The sequence below is a fragment of the Halorientalis regularis genome (assembly GCF_023698535.1).
GTDB classification, from domain to species: Archaea; Halobacteriota; Halobacteria; order Halobacteriales; family Haloarculaceae; genus Halorientalis; species Halorientalis regularis.
Window position 1 is genome coordinate 118,689 of sequence record NZ_JALJCL010000002.1, and the last position, 24,826, is coordinate 143,514.

The 24,826-nt window shown below is 67.7% G+C and carries 28 protein-coding genes; 12 read left to right on the forward strand and 16 right to left on the reverse strand.

The features are described from left to right. Positions 1–12: 12 nt before the first annotated feature. Positions 13–1,278 (reverse strand): RNA-guided endonuclease InsQ/TnpB family protein, encoded by a 1,266-nt coding sequence (locus MU521_RS02850; protein WP_092689468.1) that lies wholly within the window; start codon positions 1,276–1,278, stop codon positions 13–15. 353 nt (positions 1,279–1,631) lie between these two features. After that, positions 1,632–3,245, reverse strand: coding sequence for a bifunctional phosphoribosylaminoimidazolecarboxamide formyltransferase/IMP cyclohydrolase (gene purH / locus MU521_RS02855; RefSeq protein WP_092689471.1), 1,614 nt, complete (start codon positions 3,243–3,245; stop codon positions 1,632–1,634). A 306-nt stretch (positions 3,246–3,551) separates the two neighbouring features. Here purH and MU521_RS02860 point away from each other — a divergent pair, with 306 nt between their 5' ends. The 4 genes from MU521_RS02860 (at position 3,552) to MU521_RS02875 (ending at position 7,539) form a co-directional block, all read left to right on the forward strand. Continuing rightward, positions 3,552–5,138: an acyl-CoA carboxylase subunit beta gene (locus MU521_RS02860; protein WP_092689474.1), complete on the forward strand. Its 1,587-nt coding sequence runs from the start codon at positions 3,552–3,554 to the stop codon at positions 5,136–5,138. Positions 5,139–5,202: 64 nt separating this feature from the next. Next, complete coding sequence (locus tag MU521_RS02865; protein WP_092690081.1) at positions 5,203–5,397, forward strand: hypothetical protein; 195 nt, start codon at positions 5,203–5,205, stop codon at positions 5,395–5,397. A gap of 48 nt (positions 5,398–5,445) precedes the next feature. After that, positions 5,446–6,834, forward strand: a complete 1,389-nt coding sequence (purB, locus tag MU521_RS02870; protein ID WP_092689476.1) for an adenylosuccinate lyase — start codon at positions 5,446–5,448, stop codon at positions 6,832–6,834. A 54-nt stretch (positions 6,835–6,888) separates the two neighbouring features. Beyond that, positions 6,889–7,539, forward strand: coding sequence for a helix-turn-helix domain-containing protein (locus tag MU521_RS02875; protein ID WP_092689479.1), 651 nt, complete (start codon positions 6,889–6,891; stop codon positions 7,537–7,539). Between the two features lie 219 nt (positions 7,540–7,758). On the opposite strand, the gene MU521_RS02880 is transcribed toward MU521_RS02875, so the two are convergent. From MU521_RS02880 to dapA, 9 genes are all read right to left on the reverse strand, one after another. Then, positions 7,759–7,935 carry a hypothetical protein gene (locus tag MU521_RS02880; RefSeq protein WP_175452795.1) on the reverse strand — a complete coding sequence of 59 codons (177 nt, stop codon included), beginning with the start codon at positions 7,933–7,935 and terminating at the stop codon, positions 7,759–7,761. A 257-nt stretch (positions 7,936–8,192) separates the two neighbouring features. Continuing rightward, on the reverse strand, positions 8,193–8,651 hold the full coding sequence (locus MU521_RS02885; protein WP_139171067.1) for a hypothetical protein: 459 nt from the start codon (positions 8,649–8,651) through the stop codon (positions 8,193–8,195). 133 nt (positions 8,652–8,784) lie between these two features. Continuing rightward, positions 8,785–9,564: a sulfite exporter TauE/SafE family protein gene (locus tag MU521_RS02890; protein ID WP_092689484.1), complete on the reverse strand. Its 780-nt coding sequence runs from the start codon at positions 9,562–9,564 to the stop codon at positions 8,785–8,787. Between the two features lie 41 nt (positions 9,565–9,605). Next, positions 9,606–10,679 carry a M20 family metallopeptidase gene (locus MU521_RS02895; protein WP_092689487.1) on the reverse strand — a complete coding sequence of 358 codons (1,074 nt, stop codon included), beginning with the start codon at positions 10,677–10,679 and terminating at the stop codon, positions 9,606–9,608. Continuing rightward, positions 10,679–11,587: a diaminopimelate epimerase gene (dapF, locus tag MU521_RS02900; RefSeq protein WP_092689490.1), complete on the reverse strand. Its 909-nt coding sequence runs from the start codon at positions 11,585–11,587 to the stop codon at positions 10,679–10,681. Before dapF ends, MU521_RS02895 begins: the two co-directional genes overlap by 1 nt. Beyond that, the gene (lysA, locus tag MU521_RS02905) at positions 11,575–12,822 is read right to left on the reverse strand and encodes a diaminopimelate decarboxylase (RefSeq protein WP_092689493.1); all 1,248 of its coding nucleotides are present in this window, start codon (positions 12,820–12,822) and stop codon (positions 11,575–11,577) included. The genes dapF and lysA overlap by 13 nt, the downstream gene beginning before the upstream one ends. Beyond that, the gene (locus MU521_RS02910) at positions 12,819–13,649 is read right to left on the reverse strand and encodes a 2,3,4,5-tetrahydropyridine-2,6-dicarboxylate N-succinyltransferase (RefSeq protein ID WP_092689496.1); all 831 of its coding nucleotides are present in this window, start codon (positions 13,647–13,649) and stop codon (positions 12,819–12,821) included. The genes lysA and MU521_RS02910 overlap by 4 nt, the downstream gene beginning before the upstream one ends. Next, on the reverse strand, positions 13,646–14,404 hold the full coding sequence (gene dapB / locus MU521_RS02915; protein WP_092689498.1) for a 4-hydroxy-tetrahydrodipicolinate reductase: 759 nt from the start codon (positions 14,402–14,404) through the stop codon (positions 13,646–13,648). Before dapB ends, MU521_RS02910 begins: the two co-directional genes overlap by 4 nt. Beyond that, positions 14,401–15,321, reverse strand: coding sequence for a 4-hydroxy-tetrahydrodipicolinate synthase (gene dapA / locus MU521_RS02920; protein WP_092689500.1), 921 nt, complete (start codon positions 15,319–15,321; stop codon positions 14,401–14,403). The genes dapB and dapA overlap by 4 nt, the downstream gene beginning before the upstream one ends. Positions 15,322–15,625: 304 nt before the next feature. Between dapA and MU521_RS02925 the strand changes: the two genes are divergently transcribed. After that, positions 15,626–16,123 carry a LabA-like NYN domain-containing protein gene (locus tag MU521_RS02925; RefSeq protein ID WP_092689502.1) on the forward strand — a complete coding sequence of 166 codons (498 nt, stop codon included), beginning with the start codon at positions 15,626–15,628 and terminating at the stop codon, positions 16,121–16,123. Here the strand turns inward: MU521_RS02925 and MU521_RS02930 are convergent. Next, entirely contained in the window at positions 16,120–16,302 is a 183-nt protein-coding gene (locus MU521_RS02930; protein ID WP_092689505.1) for a DUF8178 family membrane protein, read from the reverse strand. The two genes, MU521_RS02925 and MU521_RS02930, sit on opposite strands and share 4 nt — an antisense overlap. Positions 16,303–16,468: 166 nt before the next feature. On the opposite strand from MU521_RS02930, the gene MU521_RS02935 reads away from it, so the two are divergent. The 4 genes from MU521_RS02935 to MU521_RS02950 all read left to right on the forward strand — a co-directional run bounded on the left by MU521_RS02935 (position 16,469) and on the right by MU521_RS02950 (position 18,710). Beyond that, the gene (locus tag MU521_RS02935; protein ID WP_092689508.1) at positions 16,469–16,984 is read left to right on the forward strand and encodes a PUA domain-containing protein; all 516 of its coding nucleotides are present in this window, start codon (positions 16,469–16,471) and stop codon (positions 16,982–16,984) included. Positions 16,985–17,197: 213 nt separating this feature from the next. Continuing rightward, positions 17,198–17,587, forward strand: coding sequence for a nascent polypeptide-associated complex protein (locus tag MU521_RS02940; RefSeq protein ID WP_092689510.1), 390 nt, complete (start codon positions 17,198–17,200; stop codon positions 17,585–17,587). Position 17,588: 1 nt separating this feature from the next. Continuing rightward, entirely contained in the window at positions 17,589–18,308 is a 720-nt protein-coding gene (locus MU521_RS02945; RefSeq protein ID WP_092689512.1) for a tRNA (adenine-N1)-methyltransferase, read from the forward strand. Between the two features lie 3 nt (positions 18,309–18,311). Then, positions 18,312–18,710 (forward strand): hypothetical protein, encoded by a 399-nt coding sequence (locus MU521_RS02950; RefSeq protein ID WP_092689515.1) that lies wholly within the window; start codon positions 18,312–18,314, stop codon positions 18,708–18,710. Here MU521_RS02950 and MU521_RS02955 read toward each other — a convergent pair. Both MU521_RS02955 and MU521_RS02960 read right to left on the reverse strand, forming a co-directional pair. Then, positions 18,707–19,306, reverse strand: a complete 600-nt coding sequence (locus tag MU521_RS02955) for a DUF6517 family protein (protein ID WP_092689517.1) — start codon at positions 19,304–19,306, stop codon at positions 18,707–18,709. The genes MU521_RS02950 and MU521_RS02955 overlap by 4 nt on opposite strands. Positions 19,307–19,309: 3 nt before the next feature. Then, positions 19,310–19,633 carry a transcription factor S gene (locus MU521_RS02960; protein ID WP_092689520.1) on the reverse strand — a complete coding sequence of 108 codons (324 nt, stop codon included), beginning with the start codon at positions 19,631–19,633 and terminating at the stop codon, positions 19,310–19,312. A gap of 142 nt (positions 19,634–19,775) precedes the next feature. Here MU521_RS02960 and MU521_RS02965 point away from each other — a divergent pair, with 142 nt between their 5' ends. Then, the gene (locus MU521_RS02965) at positions 19,776–21,068 is read left to right on the forward strand and encodes an MFS transporter (protein WP_092689524.1); all 1,293 of its coding nucleotides are present in this window, start codon (positions 19,776–19,778) and stop codon (positions 21,066–21,068) included. A gap of 27 nt (positions 21,069–21,095) precedes the next feature. Here the strand turns inward: MU521_RS02965 and MU521_RS02970 are convergent, their stop codons facing one another. Both MU521_RS02970 and MU521_RS21595 read right to left on the reverse strand, forming a co-directional pair. Next, the gene (locus MU521_RS02970) at positions 21,096–21,989 is read right to left on the reverse strand and encodes a cell division protein CdpA domain-containing protein (RefSeq protein ID WP_092689527.1); all 894 of its coding nucleotides are present in this window, start codon (positions 21,987–21,989) and stop codon (positions 21,096–21,098) included. Positions 21,990–22,049: 60 nt separating this feature from the next. After that, entirely contained in the window at positions 22,050–22,958 is a 909-nt protein-coding gene (locus MU521_RS21595) for a DUF4352 domain-containing protein (protein ID WP_175452796.1), read from the reverse strand. Positions 22,959–23,122: 164 nt separating this feature from the next. Here MU521_RS21595 and MU521_RS02980 point away from each other — a divergent pair, with 164 nt between their 5' ends. Together MU521_RS02980 and MU521_RS02985 are read left to right on the forward strand one after the other, a co-directional pair. Then, positions 23,123–24,370 (forward strand): inorganic phosphate transporter, encoded by a 1,248-nt coding sequence (locus MU521_RS02980; protein ID WP_092689533.1) that lies wholly within the window; start codon positions 23,123–23,125, stop codon positions 24,368–24,370. A 36-nt stretch (positions 24,371–24,406) separates the two neighbouring features. Then, positions 24,407–24,820 carry a universal stress protein gene (locus MU521_RS02985; RefSeq protein WP_092689535.1) on the forward strand — a complete coding sequence of 138 codons (414 nt, stop codon included), beginning with the start codon at positions 24,407–24,409 and terminating at the stop codon, positions 24,818–24,820. The last annotated feature ends 6 nt before the right edge of the window (positions 24,821–24,826 follow it).

Here is a 24,826-nt window from a genome sequence, read left to right on the forward strand (position 1 = left end):
AGCTTCTGACTGCTAACCAGAACCTTCGGTTCTGGTGATGGGGCTTTCGCGTGGACTCCCGCTCTGGCCGGACTCCCCGGCAGGAGGTTCATACTCTCCGTTCGCGTTCAACGTCCCGCGATTCAAGCGCACGCCTACGGGTGCGCCTCCACCGTCCCCAGTTTGGTTACGGCGGAGATACCGCAAGCCGATGTTCTTGGCGGCGTTGTAGTCGGCGTGGTTCTCGTAGCCGCACTTCAGACACTCGAAGGATTCGCTCTCACGGTTGTCCGGATGCGTGAACCCACACGTAGAGCAACGCCGTGACGTGTTCTCCGGGTCCACCTGCTCCACGTTGATACCGTGGAGTTCGGCCTTGTATTCGACGTACTCGTACAACCGCTCGAACGCCCACTTATGACCCCACGACGCCCCCGAGAGCCGGTCGCGGATGCCGGTCAACTCCTCGAAGGCGATGACCGTACAGCCGTTTTCGGTGGCTTCTTCGATGATACCGTTGGCAATCCGGTGGAGCATCATCTTGAACCGACCCGTCTCTTTGCGACCGACCGCTTGGATATTCTCGTGAGCGTGACGTGAGCCACACTGTTGGAGGTCGGCACGCCGGTTCTCGTACTCCCGCCGCCAGTGGTCGAACTCGTGACCGCTCCAGAACGTGCCCGTTGACGCAACCGCGAGTTGGTTCACGCCGAGGTCAACGCCGAGGACTGTGCTATGCCCGGTCGTTGCCTGTTCCGACGTGTCCGACTCCATCTCCGCCTTTGTGCGGAGGTGAAGGAACCACTCGCCGTCCTTGTTGTGGAGTTCTGCGCTCGTCACCTCGTAATCGTCGTTGTCGAGATACCGGCTGTGAGGTGTGTCGCGGTCCCCGTCAGGCAGGACGTACTGGGCTTCGATACGTCCGTCAACGGTTGCTAGCGACACGGACTCGTCGTGGAAGGCCGCACACCGTTTGTCGTAGACGACGGTCGGGGTCGAGAAGTGAGGTTCGCCCGCGTACTCGCCCTGTTTCCAGCGGGCGACGACGCCCTGTACGGCGTCGGCGGCCTTGTTGCGGGCGTTCTGGACGAGATTCGCGTGCAACCGTGTCTGGTCACGTACCTCGTCGTAGGTTTCCTCTTGCAATTGGGCCTTGCTCGTGGTCTTGTAGTTGCCTTGCCAAGCGTGGTCAACGACGTAGTTGGCAGCCCATAGAAACTCATCGACTGTCTCGCGGAGAAGTGCGGCGTCGTCGCTGTCCACGTCGAGTTTCACCGGGACAGTACGCCGCACCTCCATACGTCAGATGTATAGCTGGTGGTTTATAAACGTTGAGCAGAAAGGGCGGCAACAGTCCGTGGTATGTTTCGGGGTTGTCGGCTTCTGCTCACGGGCCGCAGGCCCGTTCGCACGGCCCGCGGAGCTTCGCTCCACGCTGTCCTCTCCGGCCTACTCGCGTCGTCCTTCCGACTGTCGTCGGAAGTCCTCGCTCCTTGAGGCCGGAGGCTCCGCCTCGAAACTGCTGATCGGGACCGGGCGGCCCGAATCCCACGAACACCGCATCAGGTTTCGGCTTCGAGGTGGGCTCGCCGACCGGGACCGCCCGTCGAGTCAGGGCCCGTATCCCGACAGCCGTCGAGAGGGGCGAAGCGTCAGTCGTGCCGGAACGCCCGCGAGCCTGTGAAGACCATCGCCATGTCGTGTTCGTTCGCGGCCTCGATCACGTCGTCGTCGTTGACCGAGCCACCGGGCTGGATCACCGCTTCGATGCCGGCTTCGGCAGCGGCCTCGATGCCGTCCGGGAACGGGAAGAAGGCGTCCGAAGCCATGACCGCACCGTCTGCGCTCTTGCCCTCGGCGTCTTTCTCGGCTTTCATCTTCGCGATCTCGACGGCGTCGACACGGGAGACCTGTCCGGCACCGACGCCGACCGTCTCGGTGCCGTCGGCGAACAGGATGGCGTTGGATTTGACGTGTTTGATCGTCTGCCAGGCGAACAGGAGAGAGTCGATCTGCTCGTCGGTGGGTTCGCGTTCGGTGACGACCTCCAGATCCTCGCGAGCCGGGGCCTGGGTGTCCCGTTCCTGCACGAGTGTGCCGCCGACGAGGTCCTTCTCGGTGACCGGTTCGGTCACGTCGTAGTTGTCGCTCACGGAGAGGACGCGGAGGTTCTCCTTCTCGAAGAGAGTGTCGAGGGCGTCGTCGGTGTAGCCAGGCGCGACGACGACCTCTTTGAACGAGTCGATGATCTGTGCGGCCGTCTCCTGGTCGCACTCGCGGTTCAAGGCGACGATACCACCGAACGCGCTCTTGGGGTCGGTGGCCAGGGCGTCGGCGTAGGCGTCGCTGAGGGAGTCGGCGGTCGCACAGCCCGCGGGGTTGGTGTGTTTGATGACCGCGGCTGCGGGCTCTTCGAACTCCTTGACGATGTTGAGGGCGGCGTCGGTGTCGTTGTAGTTGTTGTAGGACATCCCCTTCGCGCCCTCGTTCAACTGCTCGGCACCGACGACGCTGGCTTCGTCGCAGGTCGAATCAGCATAGAGGGCGGCGTCCTGATGTGGGTTCTCCCCGTAGCGCAGGTCGGCGTGACGGTCCTCGCTGGTGACCCGGCGTTCCGGGAAGTCGCCGCCGGTGTCGCCCTCGACGTGGACCTGGTTGGCGTCCCAGTCGATCTCGACGCGATCCTGGGCGAACCACTTGACCGCGCGCGGGTACGCTTTCATCTCGCCCTGGTAGAGGACACGCTCTTTGAGGTCGTCGGCGTCGTCGCCGTCGTAGACGGGGATCGGTTCCTGCGTGACGACGGGACCGCCGTCGACCTCGTCTTCGATCAGCGAGCCATCCTCGGCGACGGCGTCGGTGACGGCGTGGACGGTACAGCCCACCACGTCGACGCCGTACTCCAGCGCGTCGCCCCACGCGTCCATGCCCGGGAACGCGGGCAGCAGGGAGGGGTGGACGTTCAGCGTGGTCGGCATCGGATCGAGGAAGGTGTCCGAGAGGACGCGCATGTAGCCGTCCAGACAGACGAGGTCGAACTCGTAGTCCTCGAGGGCCTCGACGACGCGTGCCTCGTGTTCCCGTCGGCTCTCGTCGTCGCGCTGGACGACCGTTTCCGTCGGAATCCCTCGTTTCTCGGCCTTCTCGACGACCGGCGCGTCCTCGGAGTTGGTGAGGACGACGGCGAGTTCGGCCCCGCCGGGTGCCAGATCGTGGACGTTCAGTAAATTGCGGCCGCGGTTGCTGGCCATGCCCGCTAGCTTCATGTGCGGAGGGGGGCGGTCCGGGCGCAAAGGCGTTGCGAATCGCTCAGCCGTGACTCCGCGGTGTATCCCGAAAGGGGTGTGGGGGGAGAGATGTGGGGGGTGGGGACAAGGGAGAGTGAGAGTGGAGTGAACCACACTTGGGGTGATCAGTTTCCCCAGTGGCAAGTGCCGATTCGTTGCTTATCATTGTTCCGCTTTCTCCCACGTATAGCTAACAGCGTTCAGCGGTGCGGCAAATGTTTTGATGCTGTAATATATTGGTTCGGGCATGACTCGCGAGATGCAGCCAAGTCCGGTGAGCACGCCATGAGTGACGACGAGGACGTCGCGGACCTGATCGCGGCCGTCCACAGGGCGGCGGCGGCCGTCGCGGACGACAGTCGCCCGGAGGCGGTCGAGCGCCAGCACGAGGCGGGCAAACTGACCGCCCGCGAACGGGTCGACTACCTCTGTGACGAGGGGAGCTTCGACGAGATCGGCAAACTCGCGGCCCCGATGCCGACCACGCCCGAGGTGGCCGACTGGGAGCGCGAGGACGCCCCCGCCGACGGCGTGGTCTGTGGCATCGGCGAGGTCGACGGCCGCCCGGTCGCCATCATGGCCACCGACTACACTGTCAAGGGTGGCTCCATCGGCCACGCCGGCGGCCGGAAACTCCAGCGGGTCGCTACGCTCGCGCGCGACAGGGGGTACCCGTTCGTCATGCTGCAGGACGGCGGCGGCCACCGCATCCAGGAGGGCCTCGACGCCGCACCGACCGCCCGCGGGGACAACGGCTTCGCCAACCTGCAGGAGACCCTCTCGGGGTGGGTTCCGACCGTCTCCGCGATGATGGGTCCCGGCTTCGCCGCACCCACCAACTTCGCGGCGCTGTGTGATTTCGTCCCGATGGTCGAGGGCACCGCCACGCTGGGCGTCGCCGGTCCCTCGCTCGTGGAGGCGGCGCTCGGGACCGACCTCTCGAAGGCGGAACTCGGCGGGCCGGCGGTGCAGGCGACCCGCAACGGGATGGCCGACCTCGCCTGCGAGGACGACGAGGCCTGTCTCGACGCCGTCCGGACCTACCTCTCGTATCTCCCACGGAACGCCACGCACGACCCGCCTGTGTCCGACGACTGGGCGGCCCCAACCGACGCGACGATCGACGCCCTGACCGACGTGATTCCGGCGAACGAGAAGAAGGGCTACGACATCTACGCCATCGTCGAGGGCATCGTCGACCGCGACTCCTTCTTCGAGTTGAAGCCCGAGTACGCCCGCAACATCGTCACGGGCTTTGCCCGGCTGGAAGGCCGTCCCGTCGGCGTCGTGGCGAACAACCCCCGTCACAAGGCCGGCACCATCGACACCGCCGCCGCCGACAAGTCGAGTCACTTCGTCTCGGTCTGTGACGCCTTCGACCGCCCGGTCCTGACGCTCATCGACGTGCCGGGCATCCTCCCCGGGCCCGACTCGGAGGCTGAGGGCGTCGCCCGCCACGCGGCGAAACTCCCCTTCGAGTTGAACCGCGCGACGGTCCCCACCGTCACGGTCTGTCTCCGCCGGGGCTATGGCTACGGCTACGTGGCGATGGGCGGCGGCCGCTCGGCCGACACCGACCTGAGCATCGCGTGGCCGACCGCCGAGATAGCCGCCATGGGCATCGAGGGGGCCGTCGACGTGGCCTACCGCCGGGAGATCGAGGCCGCCGAGGACCCCGACGAAAAGCGGGCCGCCCTCGTCGAGAAGTTCAAGGACCGCACCGACGCGGTCCGTGCAGCCTCGCGGCTCGGCATCGACGCCGTGGTCGACCCCGGCGACACCCGCGAACGAATCGTCCGCGCCATCGACCGCGCCGAGGACACCAGGGAGGACGACTGGCCCCCCAAGAAACACTCCATCAACCCCATCTGACCGTCGGCATCGGTCTGCGAGTGCAGGCACAAGTGATTTCTCTCCGTCGTCCATCGTCCGGATGATGACGGCACTCTCAGACCGTTCCGTCCGCGACCTCGGTATCGTCTCGACGCTGGCCGACGCGCTGGTTGCGTTCGCCCGCGGCCGACCGAAGGCCGGCGCGCTCCTGCTCGGCGCGGCGGCCCTGTCGACCCGGATCCCCGGACTCGGCGTCGCCGTCTCGGTGCTGTTGCGGGTGTACCGGAAGCTCGCCTGATCGGCGGGCTTCGATACCCCTTTGGGCCGGCCTCGCCCATCGACGGGTATGACAGACCGCAGTCCGCTCGCCGCCGTCTCGCCGCTGGACGGGCGGTACGCCCGCTACACCGAACCGCTCGTTCCCTACGCCAGCGAGCAGGCGCTGATCCGCGCCCGCGTCCAGGTCGAGGTCGAGTACCTGATCACCCTCGCCGACCTGGACGCCACACCCCTCGAGATCGGCCCCGACCAGCGCGCCCACCTGCGGGCGCTCTACGAGGAGTTCGACGAAGACGACGCCGACATCGTCAAAGCCCTCGAAACGCAGGGCTGGAAGGACTACTCGGCGACCAACCACGACGTGAAGGCCGTCGAGTACTTCGTCCGAGAACACCTGCCCGCGGGACTGGACGCCACCCAGTGGATCCACTTCGGCCTCACCAGCGAGGACGTGAACAATCTCGCGCACCGACTGCTGGTCAAACCGGCCGTCGAGGACGTACTGGTGCCCGCCCTCCGTGACGTACGGGACGCGCTGGCCGAGCTGGCCCGCGACCACCGCGACGTGCCGATGCTCGCCCGCACGCACGGCCAGCCAGCGACGCCGACCACGTTCGGCAAGGAGATGGCCGTCTACGCCGCCCGCCTGGGCCGGGCACTCGGGCGAATCGAACGCGCCGCCGCCGGTCTCTCGGGCAAACTCGCCGGAGCGTCGGGCACCTACGCCGCCCACGACGCGGCCTACCCCGACGTGGACTGGCCCGCCGTCTCCGAGTCGTTCGTCACCGGCCTCGGCCTCGACCACACCGAACTGGCCACACAGGTCAACCCCTGTGACGACCTCGAACGGTTGTTCGACGCGCTCCGTGGCGCGAACAACGTTCTCCTCGATCTGGACCTGGACGTGTGGCTCTACGTCTCCGACCGCTACCTCGGGCAGGAGGCCACCGCCGGCGAGACCGGCTCGTCGACGATGCCCCACAAGGTCAATCCGATAGACTTCGAGAACAGCGAGGGCAACCTCTCGAAGGCCAACTCCGATCTGGTCTTCCTCGGGGATTACGTCACCACCTCGCGGCTCCAGCGTGACCTCTCGGACTCGACGGTCAAGCGCAACGTCGGCGCGGCGCTGGCCCACTGTCTCATCGGCTACCGGAAGTGCGAGCGCGGACTCGAGAAGGTCGTCCCCAACGAACAGGTCATGCGCGAGGACCTGGAGGCGACGCCGGAGATCATCGGCGAAGCCGTCCAGACCATCCTCCGGCGGGAGGGCCACACCGACGCCTACGAGCGGGTGAAGGAACTCACGCGGGGCCGGCGGGTCACCATCGAGGACTTCCAGGACCTGTTCGCCGATCTGGACGTGAGCGAGGACGTGCGCGAGGAACTGACCCAACTGACGCCGGCCGGCTACGTCGGTGTGGGCGACGAACTGGTCGATCAGTTGGGCGACTGACAGTGGGCTGTCGGTACCAAACGCATATGCTGGTCGGGCGCAATCACTGAGCAAATGCGATACGTCGAGGGTCTGTTGACGCCGGACCGCGGGTGGATTCACCCGATCGAACGGCGCATCCAGCAGGCACCGGGGATCAAGAACGAACGGATCCTCCAGATGGAGCTGCTCGACGACGGGACGGTGACGACGATGTACGAACTCAGCGGCGACCGGGAGGTCATCGAGTTCGCCGCCGAGTACGTCCCCGAACTCATCACCTACCAGGTCTCGCCGATGCAGGACCGCATCATCACCTACGCGCATCTGGAATCCAACGAGATGCTCACTGGCCTGCTGGAGCTTCCCCACACCTACCAGATCGTCCCGGACTTCCCGATCGAGTTCGCCAGCAACGGGGGCATCAGGCTGACCATCGTCGGCGACGAGGACCAGATCCGGGAGGCGATGGACGCCGTGCCCGACGGCATCTCGGTCGAACTCCAGAAGCTCGGCGACTACGCCCCCGAGAACGAACGCCTGCTCTCGCGGCTCACCGACCGCCAGCGCGAGGTCGCCGAAATCGCCGTCGGTATGGGCTACTACGACACGCCGCGGCAGGTCACGTACGACGACATCGCCGAAGAGGTCGACGTGGCTCCCGGTACCGTCGGCGAGATTCTCAGAAAAGTCGAGTCCCGTCTGCTGAACGCCCTGCTCGGGTAGGAACGGGTCAGCGAAGATCCGTCGTCCAGATAGCGGCTGTTACGCGGTCACGCAGGACCGCCGGGCGTCGCCGGGCTCCCGGGCGGCGGGCTCCAGTCCGTTCCGCGTCAGTGTAGCGGGTCCGTCGGGAGTCTCCCTGTGTGCTGTGAGGCCGCCGACGCGACCGGCGTTGCTGTCTCGGAGTCACGGGTCGCGTCGATGCGAGCCGGTAGTATCCGGCTATTCGCCAGCGAAGTAACTGGTGAAGAACCCGGACAGGAACGCCGATACTGCAACCGACAACAGCACCTCCTCCGAGCTGTATCCCTCGTCGGCACCGTCCGACATGACCGCCGTGGCGACGACACTGATCACTAACGAGATGAGTCCGTTGACCGTGTGCTTCGTGAACCCCATACCTTGTAGATGTGACCAGGACTGCTTATGTGTTGGCCTCGTACGATCCATCCGGCACCACTCGTCGTCGGTCCCGAGTCACGCAGGTGTGCGCAGGGTACTCCGTTTCGTAGACGGTGACGTCTGGACGAACGGCGAGGGGGATGGCCACTGGTCGCTCGGACACCGGCGGGTCGGCGTCTGGCGACTGTGGTGTCTCGGAATCGCCGGCGACACGCGGTGTCTCGAAATCCGGGCACGCAGAACCGGTCGGATCGCTATCCGCCCTTGAAACTGCTCTGTCGCGACCGGATCGACAGTTCTCCCCAGTGGTTGATCGCCCAGTAGCCGAAACCGGTGGCGATCATCCCCGCCGCCAGGAAATAAAAGAGCAGGTGCGAGGTGACGAGTGCCCCGGGGTTCCTGACCGCGTGCAGGAGGCCCTCACCGCCCAGCGTCAGGACGACGAAGGCAGCGAGCGCCACCCCGCCCGCGCCCACGATGACCGTCCGGCCGTCAAGGCTCTGGGTCTCCGCGATGAGGACCGCGCCGACGAACGCCGTCGCCATCCCCAGCACGTACGCCGGGAGCCGGTCGCTCAGGCCGGCCGCCTCGCCCGACACCAGTGCCACCAGCCCCAGGAACGTCGCCGTCAGGACGAGCGTGCAGGTCGCGATCAGCGCCCCCGCTCGCCCGATCGATTCCGCGTCGAACCGTCGCCGCTGTGCCATTGCCATATCTATTGCTCTCCGAGCCGCCGACAAAAGCGTTTACGCGGCGTCTGACGGGCGTCTGCCGCGTGACTGCCGGGCGCTATCAGGACTGGAAACACCGGTCGCTGGAGCGACAGTTCGTCTCGCAGGCGTACACTCACAGCCCGGCCAGACCAGCACCGGCGAGGCGGACGCCGATGACGAGCAGCATGGTGTAGACGGCAGCGTTTCTGCGACGGGGCGTTATCATCGGGCGGAGTCGCTTGCCCACGGTGACGCCGACGAGGCCGGGGACCGCGGCGGCCGCCGAGACGGCGAGCAGCGACGACGACCCGTACAGACCAAGCAGCCAGGCGGTCGCGACGCGAACCGTGCCGACGCCGAGGAAGATCATCGCGACGACGCCGACGAACGTCTCGTGGTCGAGGTCCAGCGACCGCAGGTACGCGACCACCTGGACGCCGACGTTCGAGGCACCGAACACGAGGCCGGCGGCGACGCCGAGCAGTCCCTTGCGAGCGTGGGTCTCGACGAGGCAGAACGACTCGAACCGCCGCTGGCCGGGGAGGGCGATCCAGGGCTGACTGACGGCGACGTAACCAAGCGTGAACAGCCCCAGCCCCGCCGACAGCGGTGCGGCCGGGATCCGCGTCAGAGCGACCATTCCAGCGACGGTCCCGACCGCCCCCGCGGCGACGAACGCCCAGAACCGCCGGACACAGGAGCGCAGTCCCGCGCGGTCGAGCTCGGTCACGAGCGAGAGGTTCGCGGCTAGGATCGGCAGGATGACCACGACGATGGCGGTCCGGGGCTCCAGCAGCGAGGCGAGCGTGGCCGTCGCGACGATGGCGTACCCGAAGCCGGTGACGCCGGTGACCAGCCCACCGGCGAAGACGGCGGCGAACACGAGCGCCAGCGTCGTCACGTCGTAGGCCACGTCGATGGATCGACCGCCCGCCTCAAAAAGACGCGTCCCCGTCAGTCGAGCAGCGACTCGACGGCCGCCGTCGCGATCTCGCCGGCGCGCTCGACCTCGGGGCGGCGGACGTACTCGCGCTCGGCGTGGGCCACTGCGCCCTCGTCGTCGGCCAAAACGCCCGGACCGAACACGACCGTCGGCGCGTCGGCCGCGAAGTAGGAGGCCTCGGTCGCGGCCCCGAACGGACGGATCTCGCCAGCGCCGGCCCCCTGGAGCGCACGCACCACGTCGCTGTCTTCGGGCGTGGCGAACGCTTCGAGGAACGGCGTCTCCCGCTCGGTGTACTCGAAAGAGAGCGTCATCGAGTCGGGAATCCAGGACTGGAGGTGGGCCTCCAGTTGTTCGTGAAAGCCCTGCTGGGTCTCGGGCGGGACGCTCCGCCGGTCGACCGTAATCGCACACTCGGCTGGGATCTGGTTCGTGGCTTCCCCGCCCTCGATCACGGTGGGTTCGAGCGTCGGCCGTCCCAGGGAGTCGTGTTCCGGCGGGCCGACCGTCTCGTCGTACGATTCGATGGCCTGCAGGACGGGCGCGACCGCACGGATCGCACTCGCGCCGCTCTCGGGTTCGGCGGCGTGGGCCGCGACGCCCTCGATGGTGACCGTGCCCTCGAATCGGCCCTTCGCGGCGTTGCAGATATCCAGCCCCGTGGGCTCGCCGACGATGTAGCCGTCCGCGTCCAGGTCCAGCGCCGCCGCACCCGTCGAGTACACCTCCTCGTCGGGCGTGACTGCCAGTGTCAGGCGTCCCGATTCGATCTCGGCGTCCAGAAACGCCGCCGACAGCGCCGCAAGCGGTCCCTTCGCGTCGCAGGACCCGCGACCGCGGACGATCTCGCCGTCGACCTCCACTGGGACGTGGGGCGGCACCGTGTCGATGTGCGTGTTGCAGACGATGTGGGGGCCGTCGGCCGCACCCTCACGGATCGCCAGCGTGTTGCCGGCGTCGTCGACGCGCGGGTCGACGCCCTCGTCTTCGAGGGTCTCGACCAGGAACTCGCGCATCTCGGTCACGTCCTCGTGGGACTCGATCCCGACGGCGGTCGCGTGGAAATCGAGGGGGTCGAACGCCATCAGTCGTCACCCGTGACGCCGTCGAGTTCTACGTCGAAGGTCGTCGGATCGACGACGGTCACGGTGCCGGTGTACTCGCGTTCGACCGGGCCTTGCAAGAGCGCGTCGCGCTCGGTCAGCTGGACGACGAGGCGACCGCCCGGCGGATGGACCGGGACGCGCTGGCCATGTTCGACCTTGCCGAGGCGTTCGGCGGCGGCGACGATGGCCACCGCGCCCGTCCCACAGGAGTCGGTTTCGGCCTCGACACCGCGCTCGAAAGTCCGCTGATCGAACCCACGGACCATCCCGTCGGTGTCGTCACTGTCGGCCCGCGGAGCGGCGAAGTTGACGTTCGCGCCCTCGGGGAACACGTCGGCGCCTCGGACGGCGGGCGCGACGGCTTCCACGTCGACGGCCGTCACGTCGTCGACGAACGCGACGGCGTGGGGGACGCCGGTGTTGACCGCCGTGACGGTCGGGCCCTCGACCTCGCGCTCGACGAGCGGTTCGTCGCCGACCACGGGCACGCCGGCGGGATCGAACACGGGTGCGCCCATCTCGATGGTGACGCCCTGCTCGCCGATCTCGGCGCGGCGCGTGCCGGCCTGCGTGTCGATCATGACCTCGCTGGAGCCGGTGCGCTCGGCGACCCACTTGGCCGCACAGCGCGCGCCGTTGCCACACATGGCCGCGACGCTCCCGTCGGGCTGGACGAGCGTCATCACGACCCTGGGCGGGGAGTAACCGGCTTCCAGCGCCAGAAAGAGGACGCCGTCGGCCCCGCGTTTCCGCGCGTTTGGATGGGAGAGACCGGTCTCCCGGTCACAGAGCTCGGCCGCGAACGCCCGGCGGTCCGGGACGTTCTCGGCCGCGTCGACGATGATGAAGTCGTTGCCCGTGCCGTGGTACTTCTCTACTCCGACCATGTTTCCAGTCCTGTAATGTCGGCGACCGCTTCCCGACGCACCGCCAGCCGAGCCTCGTCACCCTCGAGGGCAACGGCCGCCGGCCGTGGCCGGGAGTTGTAGTTGCTGCTCATCTCGTACCCGTAGGCCCCCGCGTTGCCGACCACGAGCAGGTCGTCCCGCTCGGGGTCCGGCAGGGACCGGTCTTCGCCCAGTACGTCCGCCGTCTCGCAGATGGGCCCGGCCACGGTCGCCGACACCGGCTCGCGGGTGCGAGCGTCGGCTGCCAGCGACCGGATCGCGTGGTACGAATCGTACATCGCCGGGCGGACCAGCGTCGTCATCCCGGCGTCGACGCCGACGACGGTCGTCTCCGGCGTCGGCTTGACCGTGTTGACGCGGGTCAGCAAGACGCCGGCGTCCGCGACGAAGTATCGACCGGGTTCGATCCCCAGTCTGGCGTCCACGTCACCGAACGCGTCGCGGGTCGCCGCTGCCACCGCGTCCAGATCGAGAGGGGCTTGATCCTCGCGATAGGGGACCCCGAGCCCGCCACCGACGTTGACGAACTCGATATTGCCTACATCGGCAATTACCGTTCTGGACAGTTCGCCCATCCGTGCGACGAGTTCGCGGTGCGCTTCGAGGTCCCCGCCGGAGATCCCGCTCCCGGCGTGGGCGTGCAGGCCCACGAGGTCGAATCCGCGGTCGACCGCTTCGGCCGCGAGATCGGGGACCCGATCCAGCGGGACCCCGAACTTCGGGGCCGCGCCGGTCGAGACTTTCTCGTGGTGTCCGGCTCCCACACCCGGGTTCGCCCGGATACAGAGTCGCCCGGAGAAGCCGCGCTCGGCGAGTTGATCGAGCGTGTCGGCCGCACCGACGGTCACGATCAGGTCCTCGTCGGCCGCGGTGTCTACCACGTAGTCGAGGTCCCGGGCGGGCGGGTTGACCGCCGTATAGCGCACGTCCGCGCCGTCGAATCCGGCGGCGAGGGCCCGCTCGACTTCGCCGGCCGATGCACACTCCGCCCCGACGCCGGTGGCCTCGATGGTCGACAGCACCGGCCGCGTCGTATTTGCTTTGATTGCGTAGCTGATCTCCTCCTCGTCGAAGGCGCTCTGAAGGCGAGCGGCGTTGTCGCGTACCCGCTCCAGATCGTAGACGTACAGCGGTGTCTCGTACTCCTCGGCCAGGCCGCGCAGTCGCTCGGCGTCCCAGGCAGACAGCCGGCGGACCGCGGACCCAGTCGTCATTCTCGGAGTGCGTCTTCGCGCTCGGTGCCTTCGAGGGTTTCGGTCTCGATGTCGGTCGCGACGACCGCCGGCTTGTAGGCCGCGCCGGGGATCAGATCCTCGTCGCTGACCGAGGATTCGACGTAGCGGGCGAACGCCCGGCGCTCGGGCGGCAGTTCGCCGTACAGCACCTGCTCCTCGACCAGATCGTACACCGGAATCCGGGGCGTGAGGAGTGTGTTCTCGCCGACGATGGAATTCTCGCCGACCCGGAATCCGGAGGTGACCCGACAGCCCGCGCCCAGCGACACGCCGTCCTCGACGATTACCGGACCGTCTTCGACCGGTTCGAGGACGCCGCCGATCAGCGTGTTCGCGCCCAGCTTGACGTCCTCGCCGATCTGGGCACACGAACCCACCGTGTCACAGGAGTCCACGAGGGTGCCGTCCCCGACGTGTGCCCCGATGTTGACGAAGGAGGGACTCATCATGATCGCGTCACTGCCCACGTAGGCACCGCGACGGATGACGGTCCCGTCGGGCGTGTTCCGGGAGCCGCGGTCGCCGATGTCGGCGGTGTCGCGCAGGGGGAGCACGTCGTGGTAGGCCACGTCGCCGTACTCGCGGGACTCGATCTCGCGGAGGCCGAAGTTGCACAGGATGCCCTGCTTGACCCACTCGTTGACCTGCCAGTCCCCGCCGGCGGGTTCGGCGGCGCGCACGTCGCCGGCTTCGAGAGCGTCGAGGAACGCGTCGAGTGTGTCGGCGTCCTCGGCGGTGGCGTCGTCGGCCGTGAGGCCGTCGTCGTAGCGATTCCACAGGTTTTCGATGTCGGATTGCAGGCTCATTGGTCGATGACGTTCCCGAAGTCGTACCGCCCGGGGTCCTGGTTTTCGATCCAGACCGCGGCGTCCAGCGCGCCGGCCGCGAAGACGCTCCGGTCCTCGGCGTGGTGAGACAGCGAGAGCACCTCGTCGTTGCCCGCCGCGATCAGTTCGTGTTCGCCGCGGATGTCGCCGGCCCGGCGCGCGAAGACGCCGATTTCGTCCTCGTCTCTCGGGGCGTGGCCCTCCCGGCCGTAGACCGGTTCCACGTCGCGTTCCTCCTGAACGGTTTCGAGCATGGTCTTGGCCGTCCCGGAGGGCGCGTCGATCTTTCCGTTGTGATGGGTCTCCATCAGTTCGAGGTCGTACTCCGGTACCGCAGGCAGGGCCTCGCTGATCGCCCGGAGGAGCGCGTGGACCCCGCGGGCGAAGTTGGTGGCCTTCAGGAGCGGCACGTCCTCGGCGGCGTCGTCCAGCCGAGCGAAGCCGTCCTCGTCGAACCCGGTGGTGCCGACGACCATGCCGACGCCCGCCTCCGTGCAGGCCTCGGCCAGCGACAGGGTGGCCTCGGGGACGGTGAAGTCGACGGCCACGTCGGCGTCGTATTCGGCGAGCGCGTCGGCGGCGTCGGCGGCATCGACGACGGGGACACCCTGCACCTCGTCGGGGCCGTCCACGTCGAAGCCGACGACGACCTCGACGTCGTCGCGGTCGGCGGCGGTCTCGATCACGGTCTGGCCCATCCGGCCGGCCGGGCCGTTGACTGCGACCCGTGTCATCGCTGGGCCTCCGCCGGTTCGGGGGCGGTGCCGTCGTCGAGCTCGTCGAGTACCGCGTGGAGCGCGTCGAGCGTCTCGTCGGTGGCCCGCGAGAGCGGCGAGCGCATCCGGCCCGAGTCGTAGTGGCCGCGGATCTCCATGGCCTCCTTGATCGGGATGGGGTTGCTCTCGGTGAACAGGACCCGGAACAGTTCGCCGAGTTCGTGGTGGTACTCACGGGCGCGTTCGTAGTCGCCCGAGAGCGCAGCACCGACCAGCGCGCAGGTCCGGGCGGGTTCGACGTTGGCAGAGACGGAGATACAGCCACTGCCGCCGGTGGCGATGATCGGCAGGGTCATCGCGTCGTCGCCCGAGAGGACCTCGAAGTTCTCCTCGCGCGTGCGCTCGATGACCTCGGTGATGCGATTCATGTCACCGGAGGCGGCCTTGTAGCCGACGATGTTTTCGTGTTCGGCCAGCGTCACGGCGGACTCGACGGCGATGTTGCGGCCGGTCCGGGAGGGAACGTTGTAGATGATCTGCGGGAGGTCGACCGCGTCGGCGACCTGTCGGAAGTGGTGTTCCATGCCGGCGGGTTCGGGCTTGTTGTAGTACGGCGAGATGAGCAGGAGGCCGTCGGCACCGGCGTCGGCGGCGCGTTCGGAGAGGTCCAGCGCCTCGCGGGTGTTGTTGGAGCCGGAGCCGGCGATCACGGGCACGTCGTCGACGGCGTCGGTGACGGCCTCGATGACCTCGACGTGCTGGTCGTGCGAGAGCGTCGCGCTCTCGCCGGTGGTGCCCATGGGCACGACGCCGTCGACGCCGCGCTGTTCGAGCCACTGGGCGTGGTCGCGAAGTGTCTCGAAATCGATGCTCTCGTCTGCGTGGAACGGCGTGGTCATCGCGGGGAACACGCCGGTGAACGTCTCGTGTGTCATTGCTGTGTTGTGTACGGGTTGGGGGGTCGGTCGGAGATCGGTGCGCGCGAGACAACGAACACGGCCCGCGACAGGGGCGCTACGCCCGCCGTGAGCCTACCGCGCGCGTTTGCGTTTGCTGGTCCCCCGAAAACGGACCGCGCCACACCGGTGGCTGGTCGGCGACCCAGCGAGTTCCAGCGTGGCCCGATGCATACACGAGCGACCGTGCGGAGAGAACTTAGTCGTTGCGACACTTCCCCGCCGGTTCGGGACCATCACCCGTCCGGCAGGGTTTATCCGGCGGGGTCTCCAAACACCGCGTATGACTGACGTGCATCCCGGGCAGCGCGTGGCGATGCTCGCCGACGCGCAGAACCTCTATCACACCGCCCGGAGTCTCTATACGCGCAACATCGACTACGCGTCACTGCTGGACGAAGGCGTCAACGGCCGGGAGCTGACGCGTGCGATCGCCTACGTGATCCGCGCCGAGGCAGAAGACGAGGAGAGTTTCTTCGAGGCGCTGGTCGATATCGGATTCGAGACGAAGATCAAGGACATCAAGACCTTCGGCGACGGGTCGAAGAAGGCCGACTGGGACGTGGGGATGAGCCTGGACGCGGTCACGCTGGCCGATCACGTCGATACCGTCGTCCTCTGTACCGGCGACGGCGACTTCTCGCGGCTCTGTCGCCACCTCAAACACGAGGGCTGCAAGGTCGAGATCATGGCCTTCCGCGAGTCGACCGCCGAGGAACTGATCGAGGCGGCGGACACGTTCCGCGACCTCAGCGAGGAACAGGAGACGTTCTTGCTCTAGACCGGCTGGCCGCCTTCGGAAGTGCCCAGGAGCACCGATCCGGCCGCCAGCAACAGCGCCGCGATGCTCCCGGCGATGGCCGGCAGCGGCAACTGCTGGAGACCCGTCCCGAGGATCAGCACCGAACCGATCAGCAGCAAGACCGCACCGACCACGACTTTCATCGAACTCGTTGGCATGTTGCCCGAAGGTATGTAATTCTCGCGTATAAATCCATCCAAAACCACCGGCAGACGAAATGATAACTCGTGACAAGGCACAGTCATCGCGGTGATTGGTAACACGAACCAATACTTTCGTCGCGGGTGGAAGGTGTTTAGTCGCTGGCTCGGGAACGAGGAGGCGATGAACGACGAGGACGGGCGGATGCTCCGCCGGGTAGCGGATTATCAGTTCGGTGCGGATGCGGGCGCGGCGCTGTTCCCGCCGGACGAAGGTCTGGAAATCTATCGGACGACCTCCGGCCGGCCACAGCAGGTGGTCGCCGACGCCGGTCGGCTGGTGACCTACGCCGTCGAGGGTCGGTTCACGCTCAGTCCGGCCGGCGCGCGGCGACTGCTCGGCGCGCTCGACGACCCCACACACCGCGTCGTGGTCGGCGAGGACAGCGACCCGTTCGTCCGGGAGGGGCGCAACACCTTCGCGAAGTTCGTCCAGCGGGCCGATCCGGGCGTCCGGCCGGGCGACGAGGTGGCGGTCGTCCGCGACGACGACACCCTGCTCGGCGTCGGCCGCGCCGAACTGGCCGGCGAGGACATGCTCGACTTCGAGACGGGGATGGCCGTGTTCGTGCGCCACGGGGTCGGGCCGGCCGAGGCCGGTGACGGCGATACAGACGCTGAGAGAGAAGAAGCGAGCTAAGCGAGGCGGTAGCGGAGGCGGGGCGGTTGCGGGGCGGTTGCGGATGCTGTGCGGTGGCGGTTGCGGAGACGGCCAGCGCAGCACCGGAACTCGCGCCGTGCGCGAGTTCCGCTTTTTTCGCCCACGTTTTTTCACGAGGGGGTCGCCCCACGACCCGCTCGTGAAAAAAGGTGGTGCGAAGAGATTTTGAGTGCAGGGCGCGACCTCCTGGGTATGTTCGGAGGAGGCGGCTTCGATCCGCAGAAGATGCAACAGATGATGGACCAGTTCGGCATCGACATCGACGAACTCGACGCCGAGGAGGTGATCATCCGCACGGCCGACGAGGAACTCGTGTTCACCGACGCCGAGGTCCAGCGGATGGACGCCCAGGGACAGGAGACCTACCAGGTCATCGGGACGCCCGAGAGCCGCGAGCCCGGCGAGGCGTCGGCGGTCGAGAGCGGTGACGGCGACTCGGGCGAGAGCGGTGGCGGCGGCGGCATTCCCGACGCCGACATCGAGATCGTCGCCAACCGCGCCGGCGTGACCGAGGACGACGCTCGCGAGGCCCTCGAAGCGGAGGACGGCGACCTCGCGGCGGCCGTCGAGCGCCTGGAGTAACGTGGCGCTGTTGCTGGTCCGGGACGACCGCGAGTACCTCCTGGAACGGGGCGAGCGTCTGGAGACGGACCTGGGCATCCTCGAAGTGCCCGAGGACGCCGCGGCGGGGGAGGTCGTCACGACGCACCTCGACGAGGGGTTCACGGTCCGTGAGCTGCGGGGCCCGGACTGTTTCAACCACTTCGAGCGCACGGGCGCGCCGATGATGCCACGCGACGTGGGGCTGATCATGGGCCACACCGGGGTCTCCGAGAGCGACACGGTACTTGACGCGGGGACGGGGACCGGCGTCCTCGCGGCGTACATGGGCCGGGCGGGGGCCGACGTGATCACCTACGAGCAGGACGCCGAGTTCGCCGACGTGGCCCGCGAGAACATGGAACTGGCCGGCGTCGACGAGCAGGTCGACGTGCGGACGGGCGACGTGACGGAGAACCTGGATGTGGGACCGGTAGACGTGCTGACGCTGGACACGGAGGACGCGGCGACGGTGGTCGAACACGCCGCGGACCTGCTGACGCCGGGCGGGTGTCTGGCGGTGTACTCGCCGTTCGTCGAGCAGGCTCGCGAGGTCGCCCGGACGGCGCGCGGCGTCGGGCTAGAGGGGGTCGAGACGCTGGAGACGATCCAGCGGGAGATGGACTTCGACGACCGGGGGTCCCGGCCCTCGACGGCAGGGGTCGGCCACACCGGCTTCCTGACGTTCGCCCGGCGAGAGTGAGCCATGCCCGACCGACGCGACCCGGATCGGCAGGGGATTCTCGGGGCGGTCGACGGCGCGCTCACGATGGCGACCGCGCCCGCCGTGGAGACCGCCGCCAATCTGCTCGTGGACCTCGATGATGCGCGCCTTCGGCTGCGGTCTGTCGGCGGGCCCGTCCACATCGAAATCGACCGGTTCCGCGAGGCCGTCCGGATCGTCCGGACCGAGGGAGCGACACTGGAACGACTCGACGCGACGCTACGGGCCGGCGGGTACACCGCGGCGGTGTACGTCGGGGAGACCCGGGTGGCGTTGCTCGGTGTCGGTGCCGATCCGGGACGCGTGAGCCGGTGGCTCGGTGACGGGCGGACCGAGTTGCTGGCCCGCGGGGTCGTTACGGCGGCCGTTCGCCACCGCTAACGGACGGATTTGACCAGGGTGAGCAATTCCTGCCGGAAGGAGTTCGGGTCGATGTCGATGCCGGGGATCGAGATGCCCAGCAGGTCCGACAGCGACGCCGCGGGGTAGGCACCGCCGGCCAGCCGGAATTCGCCGCCGTTGGACCAGACGGCGAGGTACCCCTCGACGGGCACGTCGACGACGCTGGTCTCGATGGACGCCTCGTAGGCCTGCAACGAGGCGCGGTCACCGGTCTCGACGCGGATGCGGTCGTGGCCGGCCTTCGATATTTCGCCGAAACCGCGATCCTGCAGTCGGTTCTTGAACACGCTGTTTGCCTGCGTGCGGACGGTCGTGAAGACGGCCGCCGGGCCGACGGTCGGGGGAAGCGAGGGGGTAAACTCCAGTCGGGTCGCGAAGAAAAAGCGCCACATGCGGTCGACGGAACCACCGGTGAGCGTGCTGACCGTGGACCGGAGGTTTTCGTCGTCGTAGACGGCGGTGTGACCGACGACGCGGGCGACCGGTAGTTCGAAAACGGTCTCGCTCGACCTGTCGGTGACGGCCCAGCCATCGAGTTCGTCGTCGGGTACCCGTGGGGTCCCGTCACCGCTCATGCGTCAGTGATCGTCCTCACGCCACTTGTGTTCACACTCGGTGCAGGTGAAGAATCGCGTCTCGCTCTCGTCGGCCGCGCGGATCTGTTTCATCTCCCAGAACGCGCGGTCGTTGCCACACTCGGGACACTTGGCTCCGGTCGTCGGGCCCATATCCTCGGCGTCGACCTCCGAGGTGTCGATCACCTCACTTTCTTCCTGGGACTGGGTGGAAGTCATCGCCGCTTCCTTCTCCGAGTCACGAGGCGTCTCGTACCCACAGCTCCCGCAGATCCACATTCCGTCGTCGGTTTTCATCATCGAACCGCACTCGTCACAGAACTCCATGTTAGCTACCAGTTACAGGATGCCCCCCTAAAACCCCCTCGGATCCCACAGACGTGGCGCCGCGATCCGGGCCCGCGACCGGCGCGGGACCGCGACCCCGGATCACAACGATCAAACGGAGAGCGCCCTCGTGTGTGGACAGATGTTCGGGACGGACCGTCGGGTGCTGGTGCTGGCGCTGGCACGGATGGCCGACGCGGTGGCCAACTCCTTTCTGATCGTCGTCCTGCCGCTGTTCATCGCCAGCGGCGGTGTCGACATCACGGGACTGGTCGGCTCGACGGTGCCGGTCGTCGGCCTCCTCGTCACCGAGGAACTCCTGATCGGCGTCGTCCTCTCGCTCTTTGGCCTGCTCAACAGCGTCGGGCAACCGTTCACCGGCCGGCTCTCCGACCGAACCGGCAAGCGGAAACTGTACGTCCTGCTGGGGCTGGCACTGCTGGCGGTCGCGTCGCTGGGCTACCTGTACACGGACAGTTACACCGTCATCGTCAGTCTCCGGATGTTACAGGGCGTCGGTGCGGCGTTCACGATTCCCTGCACCATCGCGCTGGTGAACGAACTCGCGACCGAGACCAGTCGCGGCGGGAACTTCGGCGTGTTCAACACCTTCCGCCTGCTCGGCTTCGGGTTCGGCCCCGTCGTCGCCGGAACGGTCGTCGAGGCCGGCCCCTACCGGCTCCCGGCCGCCGGCGGTCTCTCGGGGTTCGACGCCGCCTTCCTCGTCGCCGTCGTCGGGGCGCTGGTGAGCTTCGGGCTGGTGAGTCTCCTGGTCTCGGACCCGGAGGAGACGAGAGCGACCGCTGGCGAGGAACTCGACCTCGCGATCAGAGATCCGAACGGCCGACACCTGCTCGATCCGGTCTTCGCCATCGCAGTCGCGACGCTGTGTCTCTCGGTAGGGATCGCGCTCTTCGCGACGCTCCAGGGTCGGATCAACGCCCGGCTCGGACAGGCCCCGGTTCTGTTCGGCCTCCAGTTCGCCGCGGTCGTCATCGCCAACGTCGTCTTCCAGATTCCCATCGGCCGGGCCAGCGACCGGTACGGTCGTCGCCCCTTCCTGCTGGTCGGGTCGGCCCTGCTCGCGCCCGCGGTCCTCGCGCAGGGGCTCGTGACCACACCAGCGGGAATGCTCGCCGCCCGGACGCTCCACGGCGTCGCGGTCGGGATGGTGTACGCGCCGGGACTGGCGCTGGCCGGCGATCTCACCGGGGAGGGCCAGTCCGGGACGAAGCTCTCCCTGCTGACGATGGCGTTCGGTCTCGGGACGGCGCTCGGGCCACTCGTGTCGGGCTACCTCGTCCGCTTTGGCTTCGTCGTCCCCTTCGCATTCGGCGGTGCACTCGGCCTGGTGGCGCTGGGACTGGTCTACACCCAGGTCGAGGAGACGCTCCCGGATGCCGGCGGTAAGACGGACGCAGTGCCGCAGGACTGAGGGGGCGGCGGAGAAGAGTGGGGGGACTCAGTTGTTGGCCTGCCAGTCGTCGCAGGCTTCCATGTCGTTCATGACCTCGGTGTGGAGGGTGCAGGCGGGCCGGATCTCGCCGTCGGCCCGGACGTACTGGAAGTGCTCGCAGTTGCCACAGTAGGCGTCGGGTTGACCGCGAGTCTCGGCGGCCTCGACCACCTCGTCGGGCACCGGTTCGGCGTCGTCCATCCCGCCCTGCTGAGCGGCCGCGCCGCCGTCGCTCGCGGCAGTCTGGCCGCCCGTGGGTGTGTGGGTCTCCTCGCGGGCGTAGAGCACGTCATCCTTGTCGGCGCTGTTGGTCTGGGTCTGGACTTCGCCGTCGGGGTTCTGCCCGAACAGGCCGATCCCACCCAGCCCGGGGACGGAACCGGAGACTTCGAGGATGCGGGTCGTCCCTTCGTCGGTCACTTCCATGCGGACCGTGCCGCCGGGGTCGGTGCGGGTCTTGAAGTTGGCGACGGCGACGAACAGACACCAGAACAGCGTGATCGTCCCGAGGAAGTAGACGACGACCACGGGCAGGGTGAGGTCCGGGCCGCTCCCGGAGCCGACCCACTGGTAGGGGTAGGCCTCCCGGAAGAGGACGACGCCGAACACCGAGAGGCTCGCGCCGATCACGGCCGCCGCCCGGGCGCGCTGGGAGGCGGGGAGGACGGCGAAGCTCCCGAGGAACGCCGCCGGCAACCCCAGCCCCGCGAGGACGCCGGCCAGTTCCCGCGCGCCGAAGGTCGTGAGGCCGAACTGGTCGGCCAGCCCGGTCGTCGCGACGACGATGGCGGTGACGACCATCACTGCCCCGAGACCGAACAGCGACAGGCCGAGGAATCGCCGGCGTCGACCCGCGACACCGCCGACGCCGCCGTCGTAGACGTCCGTCAGGTTTGCCATGCGGGGCGGTACGTGACCAGTCCACAAAACAACCCGTCAGACACGCGGCAGACGGCCCGGTCAGTATCCCCGGAGCGTCTCGACACTGATCGGGACGTAGTGGTTGTCGCCCTCTATCGTCGGGCCGTCCGGTGAGACTCTGAGGTGGTATTGATGCTCCGCATCGACCGAGTACACCAGCGTGCCGCTGACTTCTTCACCGGGTTCGAGACGGATGTCGTTCTCGTAGATATGAAACACGTCGTTGTCGACGCCCGGGTCGTACCCGACGATATCCGCCCGGAAGCTCGGAGAGTACACGTCGTTGTGGTCTGCGGTGACGAGTGCGACGACGCCCCCGCTTCGCCCCTCGACCATGACCGAATCGTTGCCGACGTTCTCGAAGGTCACGGACACGAGAAGAAACACCTGGTCGGTGGGCGTCACGGGTGTCGAGTCCCCGACGGGGTCGGCACCCAGGAGCGCTCGCGCGCCGGTGACGTTGGCCCGGAGCTTCCCTTCTTGATGTGCGTTCACGACGAACGACTCGTTCATCTCGTGGGTGACGTTCCCGCGCTCGGCAGGCTCGTTCAGCTCCGCGGCGACGAGCCACATCGAGGACGCCGCCGCGACGAGGACGACGACTGCAACGACCGGCCCGCGGAGTTCGACGCCCCCGCGCCGTTGGAGTTGCGCCCGGAGCGGCGGGAGCGCGAGCAGGCCCGCGCCCACGGCGAGCGCGCCGGGGAGGGGTGACTTGAGCGCGGTGACGAGCCCGAACAGGAGCAAGAAGGCACTCACGATCCAGACCACGAGTCGCCGCGCGGAAACGTCGATCCGCAGTCGCCGTCGCGTCGGCGGGAAGACGTACAGCCCCAGCAACACGACGACGATACCGACCGGCGGTGCACTGATTAAAAAGAGCAGACCGAGTGCGAGCACCAGTAGTCCGCCGACGTATGCCAGCCGTCCTTTGAGATTCCAACGCACGGGCGAAGGTGGCATATCCGGCGACTAAAAGCCTGTTACTCGGTATCTGTGCGTTCCGAGACGGCGAGCGGCCGTCGATTGCCCCGCTGTCGAGCCAGCGCTGGCCGTCGACAGACCGAAGACCCGGGGGATGGAACTCCACGTCACCGAGGGCGAATTTCAGCATGGTGTCGGCACTCGTCGTCGTCGGCCTGCTCGTCGCAGCGTTCGTCGGCTACAACATCGGTGGCTCGTCGACCGGGGTCGCGTTCGGCCCGGCGGTCGGCAGTCGGATCGTGCGGAAGACCACTGCGGCGGCGCTTTTCACCCTCTTTGCATTCGTCGGGGCCTGGACCGTCGGGCGCAACGTCATCGACACCATGAGCGACGGGATCGTCCCCGCCGCGCAGTTCTCACCGACGGCCAGCGTGGGCGTTCTCTTTTTTACCGGGCTCGCACTCCTGATCTCGAACATCTATGGCGTCCCCGCTTCCACGTCGATGACCGCGGTCGGTGCCATCGTCGGGCTGGGGCTGGCGACCGGGACGCTCGACGCGGCACTGATGTTCACCATCGTCTCGGCGTGGATCGTCGCCCCCCTGATCGGCTTCGCCGTCGGTGCCGTCATCGGCCGCTATCTCTACCCCCATCTGGACGCCCGCCTCTCCTTTGGCCGGATGCGCGACCCGCTGCTCCGGATCGACCGATCCGGACCCGTCCCACGACCCGGACTCAACGAGAACGCCTCCCGGCGGGACCTGATCGGTGCCGCCCTCGTCCTCCTGATCGCCTGCTACATGGGCTTTTCCGCGGGGGCCTCGAACGCGGCCAACGCCGTCGCACCGCTGGTCGGCAACGGCTCGATCACCATGAACCAGGGCATCCTGCTGGCGGTCGGAACTATCGGCCTCGGCGGGTTCACCATCGCCCGGCGGACACTGGCGACCGTCGGCGACGACATCACCGACCTGCCGATCCTGGCGGCACTGATCGTCTCGCTCGTCGGCGCGACGATCATCACCGTCCTCTCGCAACTGGGCATCCCGGCGAGTCTCGCGGTGAGTACCACCTGCTGTATCATCGGGCTGGGCTGGGGTCGGGCCAGCCGGACCGCGACGCTGGCGGAACTGGCGACGCCGAAGCCCCCGGGCGAAGGGGAGACCGAACTGGCGACCGGCTCGCTGACCGCGTCACCGGCCGCCGAGGAAGGTGCCGGACCGACGGTCGGGGACCTCGCGACCGGCGAGGCCGAAGCACCCACGGGACCGCCAGAAGATGTCGCGGTTCCCGGGATCGGGACAGAAGAACCCGAAGAAGTGACGGCCGAGAGCCTGTTCGATCCGGCGGCCACGGCCAGAATCGTCACGCTGTGGATCCTCTCGCCCGTGCTGTCGGTCGTCGGCTCCTACCTCCTGTTCGCGCTCATTCTGTGACCCAACAGGTTTGTCGGCGTCCGTCGTAGGGCGAGTATGCGCGTTCTCGTCCCGATGGACGACTCCGAGATGGCCGAACGGGCGCTCGAATACGCTCTCGACGTGTTCGACGACGCCGAGATCACCGTACTGACGGTCGTCGGCGAGCCGTCGATCATGTGGGGTGAGGCGGCGGCGATCGCGATCGCCGACGATATGCAGGAAGCAGCCGAGGAACACGGCCAGACGGTCGCGGACCGCGCCCACGAGATCGCGGCCGACCACGACGCCGAGGTGGACGTGACGGTTCTGACGGGTCATCCAGCGCGGGCGATCCTCGACGCCGCCGAGGACCACGACACGGTCGTCGTCGGGAGTCACGGCGGTTCCGTCGCGGACCGGCTGGTGATCGGGAACGTCGCCGAGAAAGTGTTCCGCCGAGCGCCGATTCCGGTGACAGTCGTCCGGTGAGCGTAA

Excerpts from the sequence above, each read along its gene's own strand:
- MU521_RS02850 (WP_092689468.1), bottom strand. The coding sequence starts at position 1,278 with ATGGAGGTGCGGCGTACTGTCCCGGTGAAACTCGACGTGGACAGCGAC.
- purH (WP_092689471.1), bottom strand. The coding sequence starts at position 3,245 with ATGAAGCTAGCGGGCATGGCCAGCAACCGCGGCCGCAATTTACTGAAC.
- MU521_RS02860 (WP_092689474.1), top strand. The coding sequence starts at position 3,552 with ATGAGTGACGACGAGGACGTCGCGGACCTGATCGCGGCCGTCCACAGG.
- MU521_RS02865 (WP_092690081.1), top strand. The coding sequence starts at position 5,203 with ATGACGGCACTCTCAGACCGTTCCGTCCGCGACCTCGGTATCGTCTCG.
- purB (WP_092689476.1), top strand. The coding sequence starts at position 5,446 with ATGACAGACCGCAGTCCGCTCGCCGCCGTCTCGCCGCTGGACGGGCGG.
- MU521_RS02875 (WP_092689479.1), top strand. The coding sequence starts at position 6,889 with ATGCGATACGTCGAGGGTCTGTTGACGCCGGACCGCGGGTGGATTCAC.
- MU521_RS02880 (WP_175452795.1), bottom strand. The coding sequence starts at position 7,935 with ATGGGGTTCACGAAGCACACGGTCAACGGACTCATCTCGTTAGTGATC.
- MU521_RS02885 (WP_139171067.1), bottom strand. The coding sequence starts at position 8,651 with ATGGCAATGGCACAGCGGCGACGGTTCGACGCGGAATCGATCGGGCGA.
- MU521_RS02895 (WP_092689487.1), bottom strand. The coding sequence starts at position 10,679 with ATGGCGTTCGACCCCCTCGATTTCCACGCGACCGCCGTCGGGATCGAG.
- dapF (WP_092689490.1), bottom strand. The coding sequence starts at position 11,587 with ATGGTCGGAGTAGAGAAGTACCACGGCACGGGCAACGACTTCATCATC.
- lysA (WP_092689493.1), bottom strand. The coding sequence starts at position 12,822 with ATGACGACTGGGTCCGCGGTCCGCCGGCTGTCTGCCTGGGACGCCGAG.
- MU521_RS02910 (WP_092689496.1), bottom strand. The coding sequence starts at position 13,649 with ATGAGCCTGCAATCCGACATCGAAAACCTGTGGAATCGCTACGACGAC.
- dapB (WP_092689498.1), bottom strand. The coding sequence starts at position 14,404 with ATGACACGGGTCGCAGTCAACGGCCCGGCCGGCCGGATGGGCCAGACC.
- dapA (WP_092689500.1), bottom strand. The coding sequence starts at position 15,321 with ATGACACACGAGACGTTCACCGGCGTGTTCCCCGCGATGACCACGCCG.
- MU521_RS02925 (WP_092689502.1), top strand. The coding sequence starts at position 15,626 with ATGACTGACGTGCATCCCGGGCAGCGCGTGGCGATGCTCGCCGACGCG.
- MU521_RS02930 (WP_092689505.1), bottom strand. The coding sequence starts at position 16,302 with ATGCCAACGAGTTCGATGAAAGTCGTGGTCGGTGCGGTCTTGCTGCTG.
- MU521_RS02935 (WP_092689508.1), top strand. The coding sequence starts at position 16,469 with ATGAACGACGAGGACGGGCGGATGCTCCGCCGGGTAGCGGATTATCAG.
- MU521_RS02940 (WP_092689510.1), top strand. The coding sequence starts at position 17,198 with ATGTTCGGAGGAGGCGGCTTCGATCCGCAGAAGATGCAACAGATGATG.
- MU521_RS02950 (WP_092689515.1), top strand. The coding sequence starts at position 18,312 with ATGCCCGACCGACGCGACCCGGATCGGCAGGGGATTCTCGGGGCGGTC.
- MU521_RS02955 (WP_092689517.1), bottom strand. The coding sequence starts at position 19,306 with ATGAGCGGTGACGGGACCCCACGGGTACCCGACGACGAACTCGATGGC.
- MU521_RS02960 (WP_092689520.1), bottom strand. The coding sequence starts at position 19,633 with ATGGAGTTCTGTGACGAGTGCGGTTCGATGATGAAAACCGACGACGGA.
- MU521_RS02965 (WP_092689524.1), top strand. The coding sequence starts at position 19,776 with ATGTTCGGGACGGACCGTCGGGTGCTGGTGCTGGCGCTGGCACGGATG.
- MU521_RS02970 (WP_092689527.1), bottom strand. The coding sequence starts at position 21,989 with ATGGCAAACCTGACGGACGTCTACGACGGCGGCGTCGGCGGTGTCGCG.
- MU521_RS02980 (WP_092689533.1), top strand. The coding sequence starts at position 23,123 with ATGGTGTCGGCACTCGTCGTCGTCGGCCTGCTCGTCGCAGCGTTCGTC.
- MU521_RS02985 (WP_092689535.1), top strand. The coding sequence starts at position 24,407 with ATGCGCGTTCTCGTCCCGATGGACGACTCCGAGATGGCCGAACGGGCG.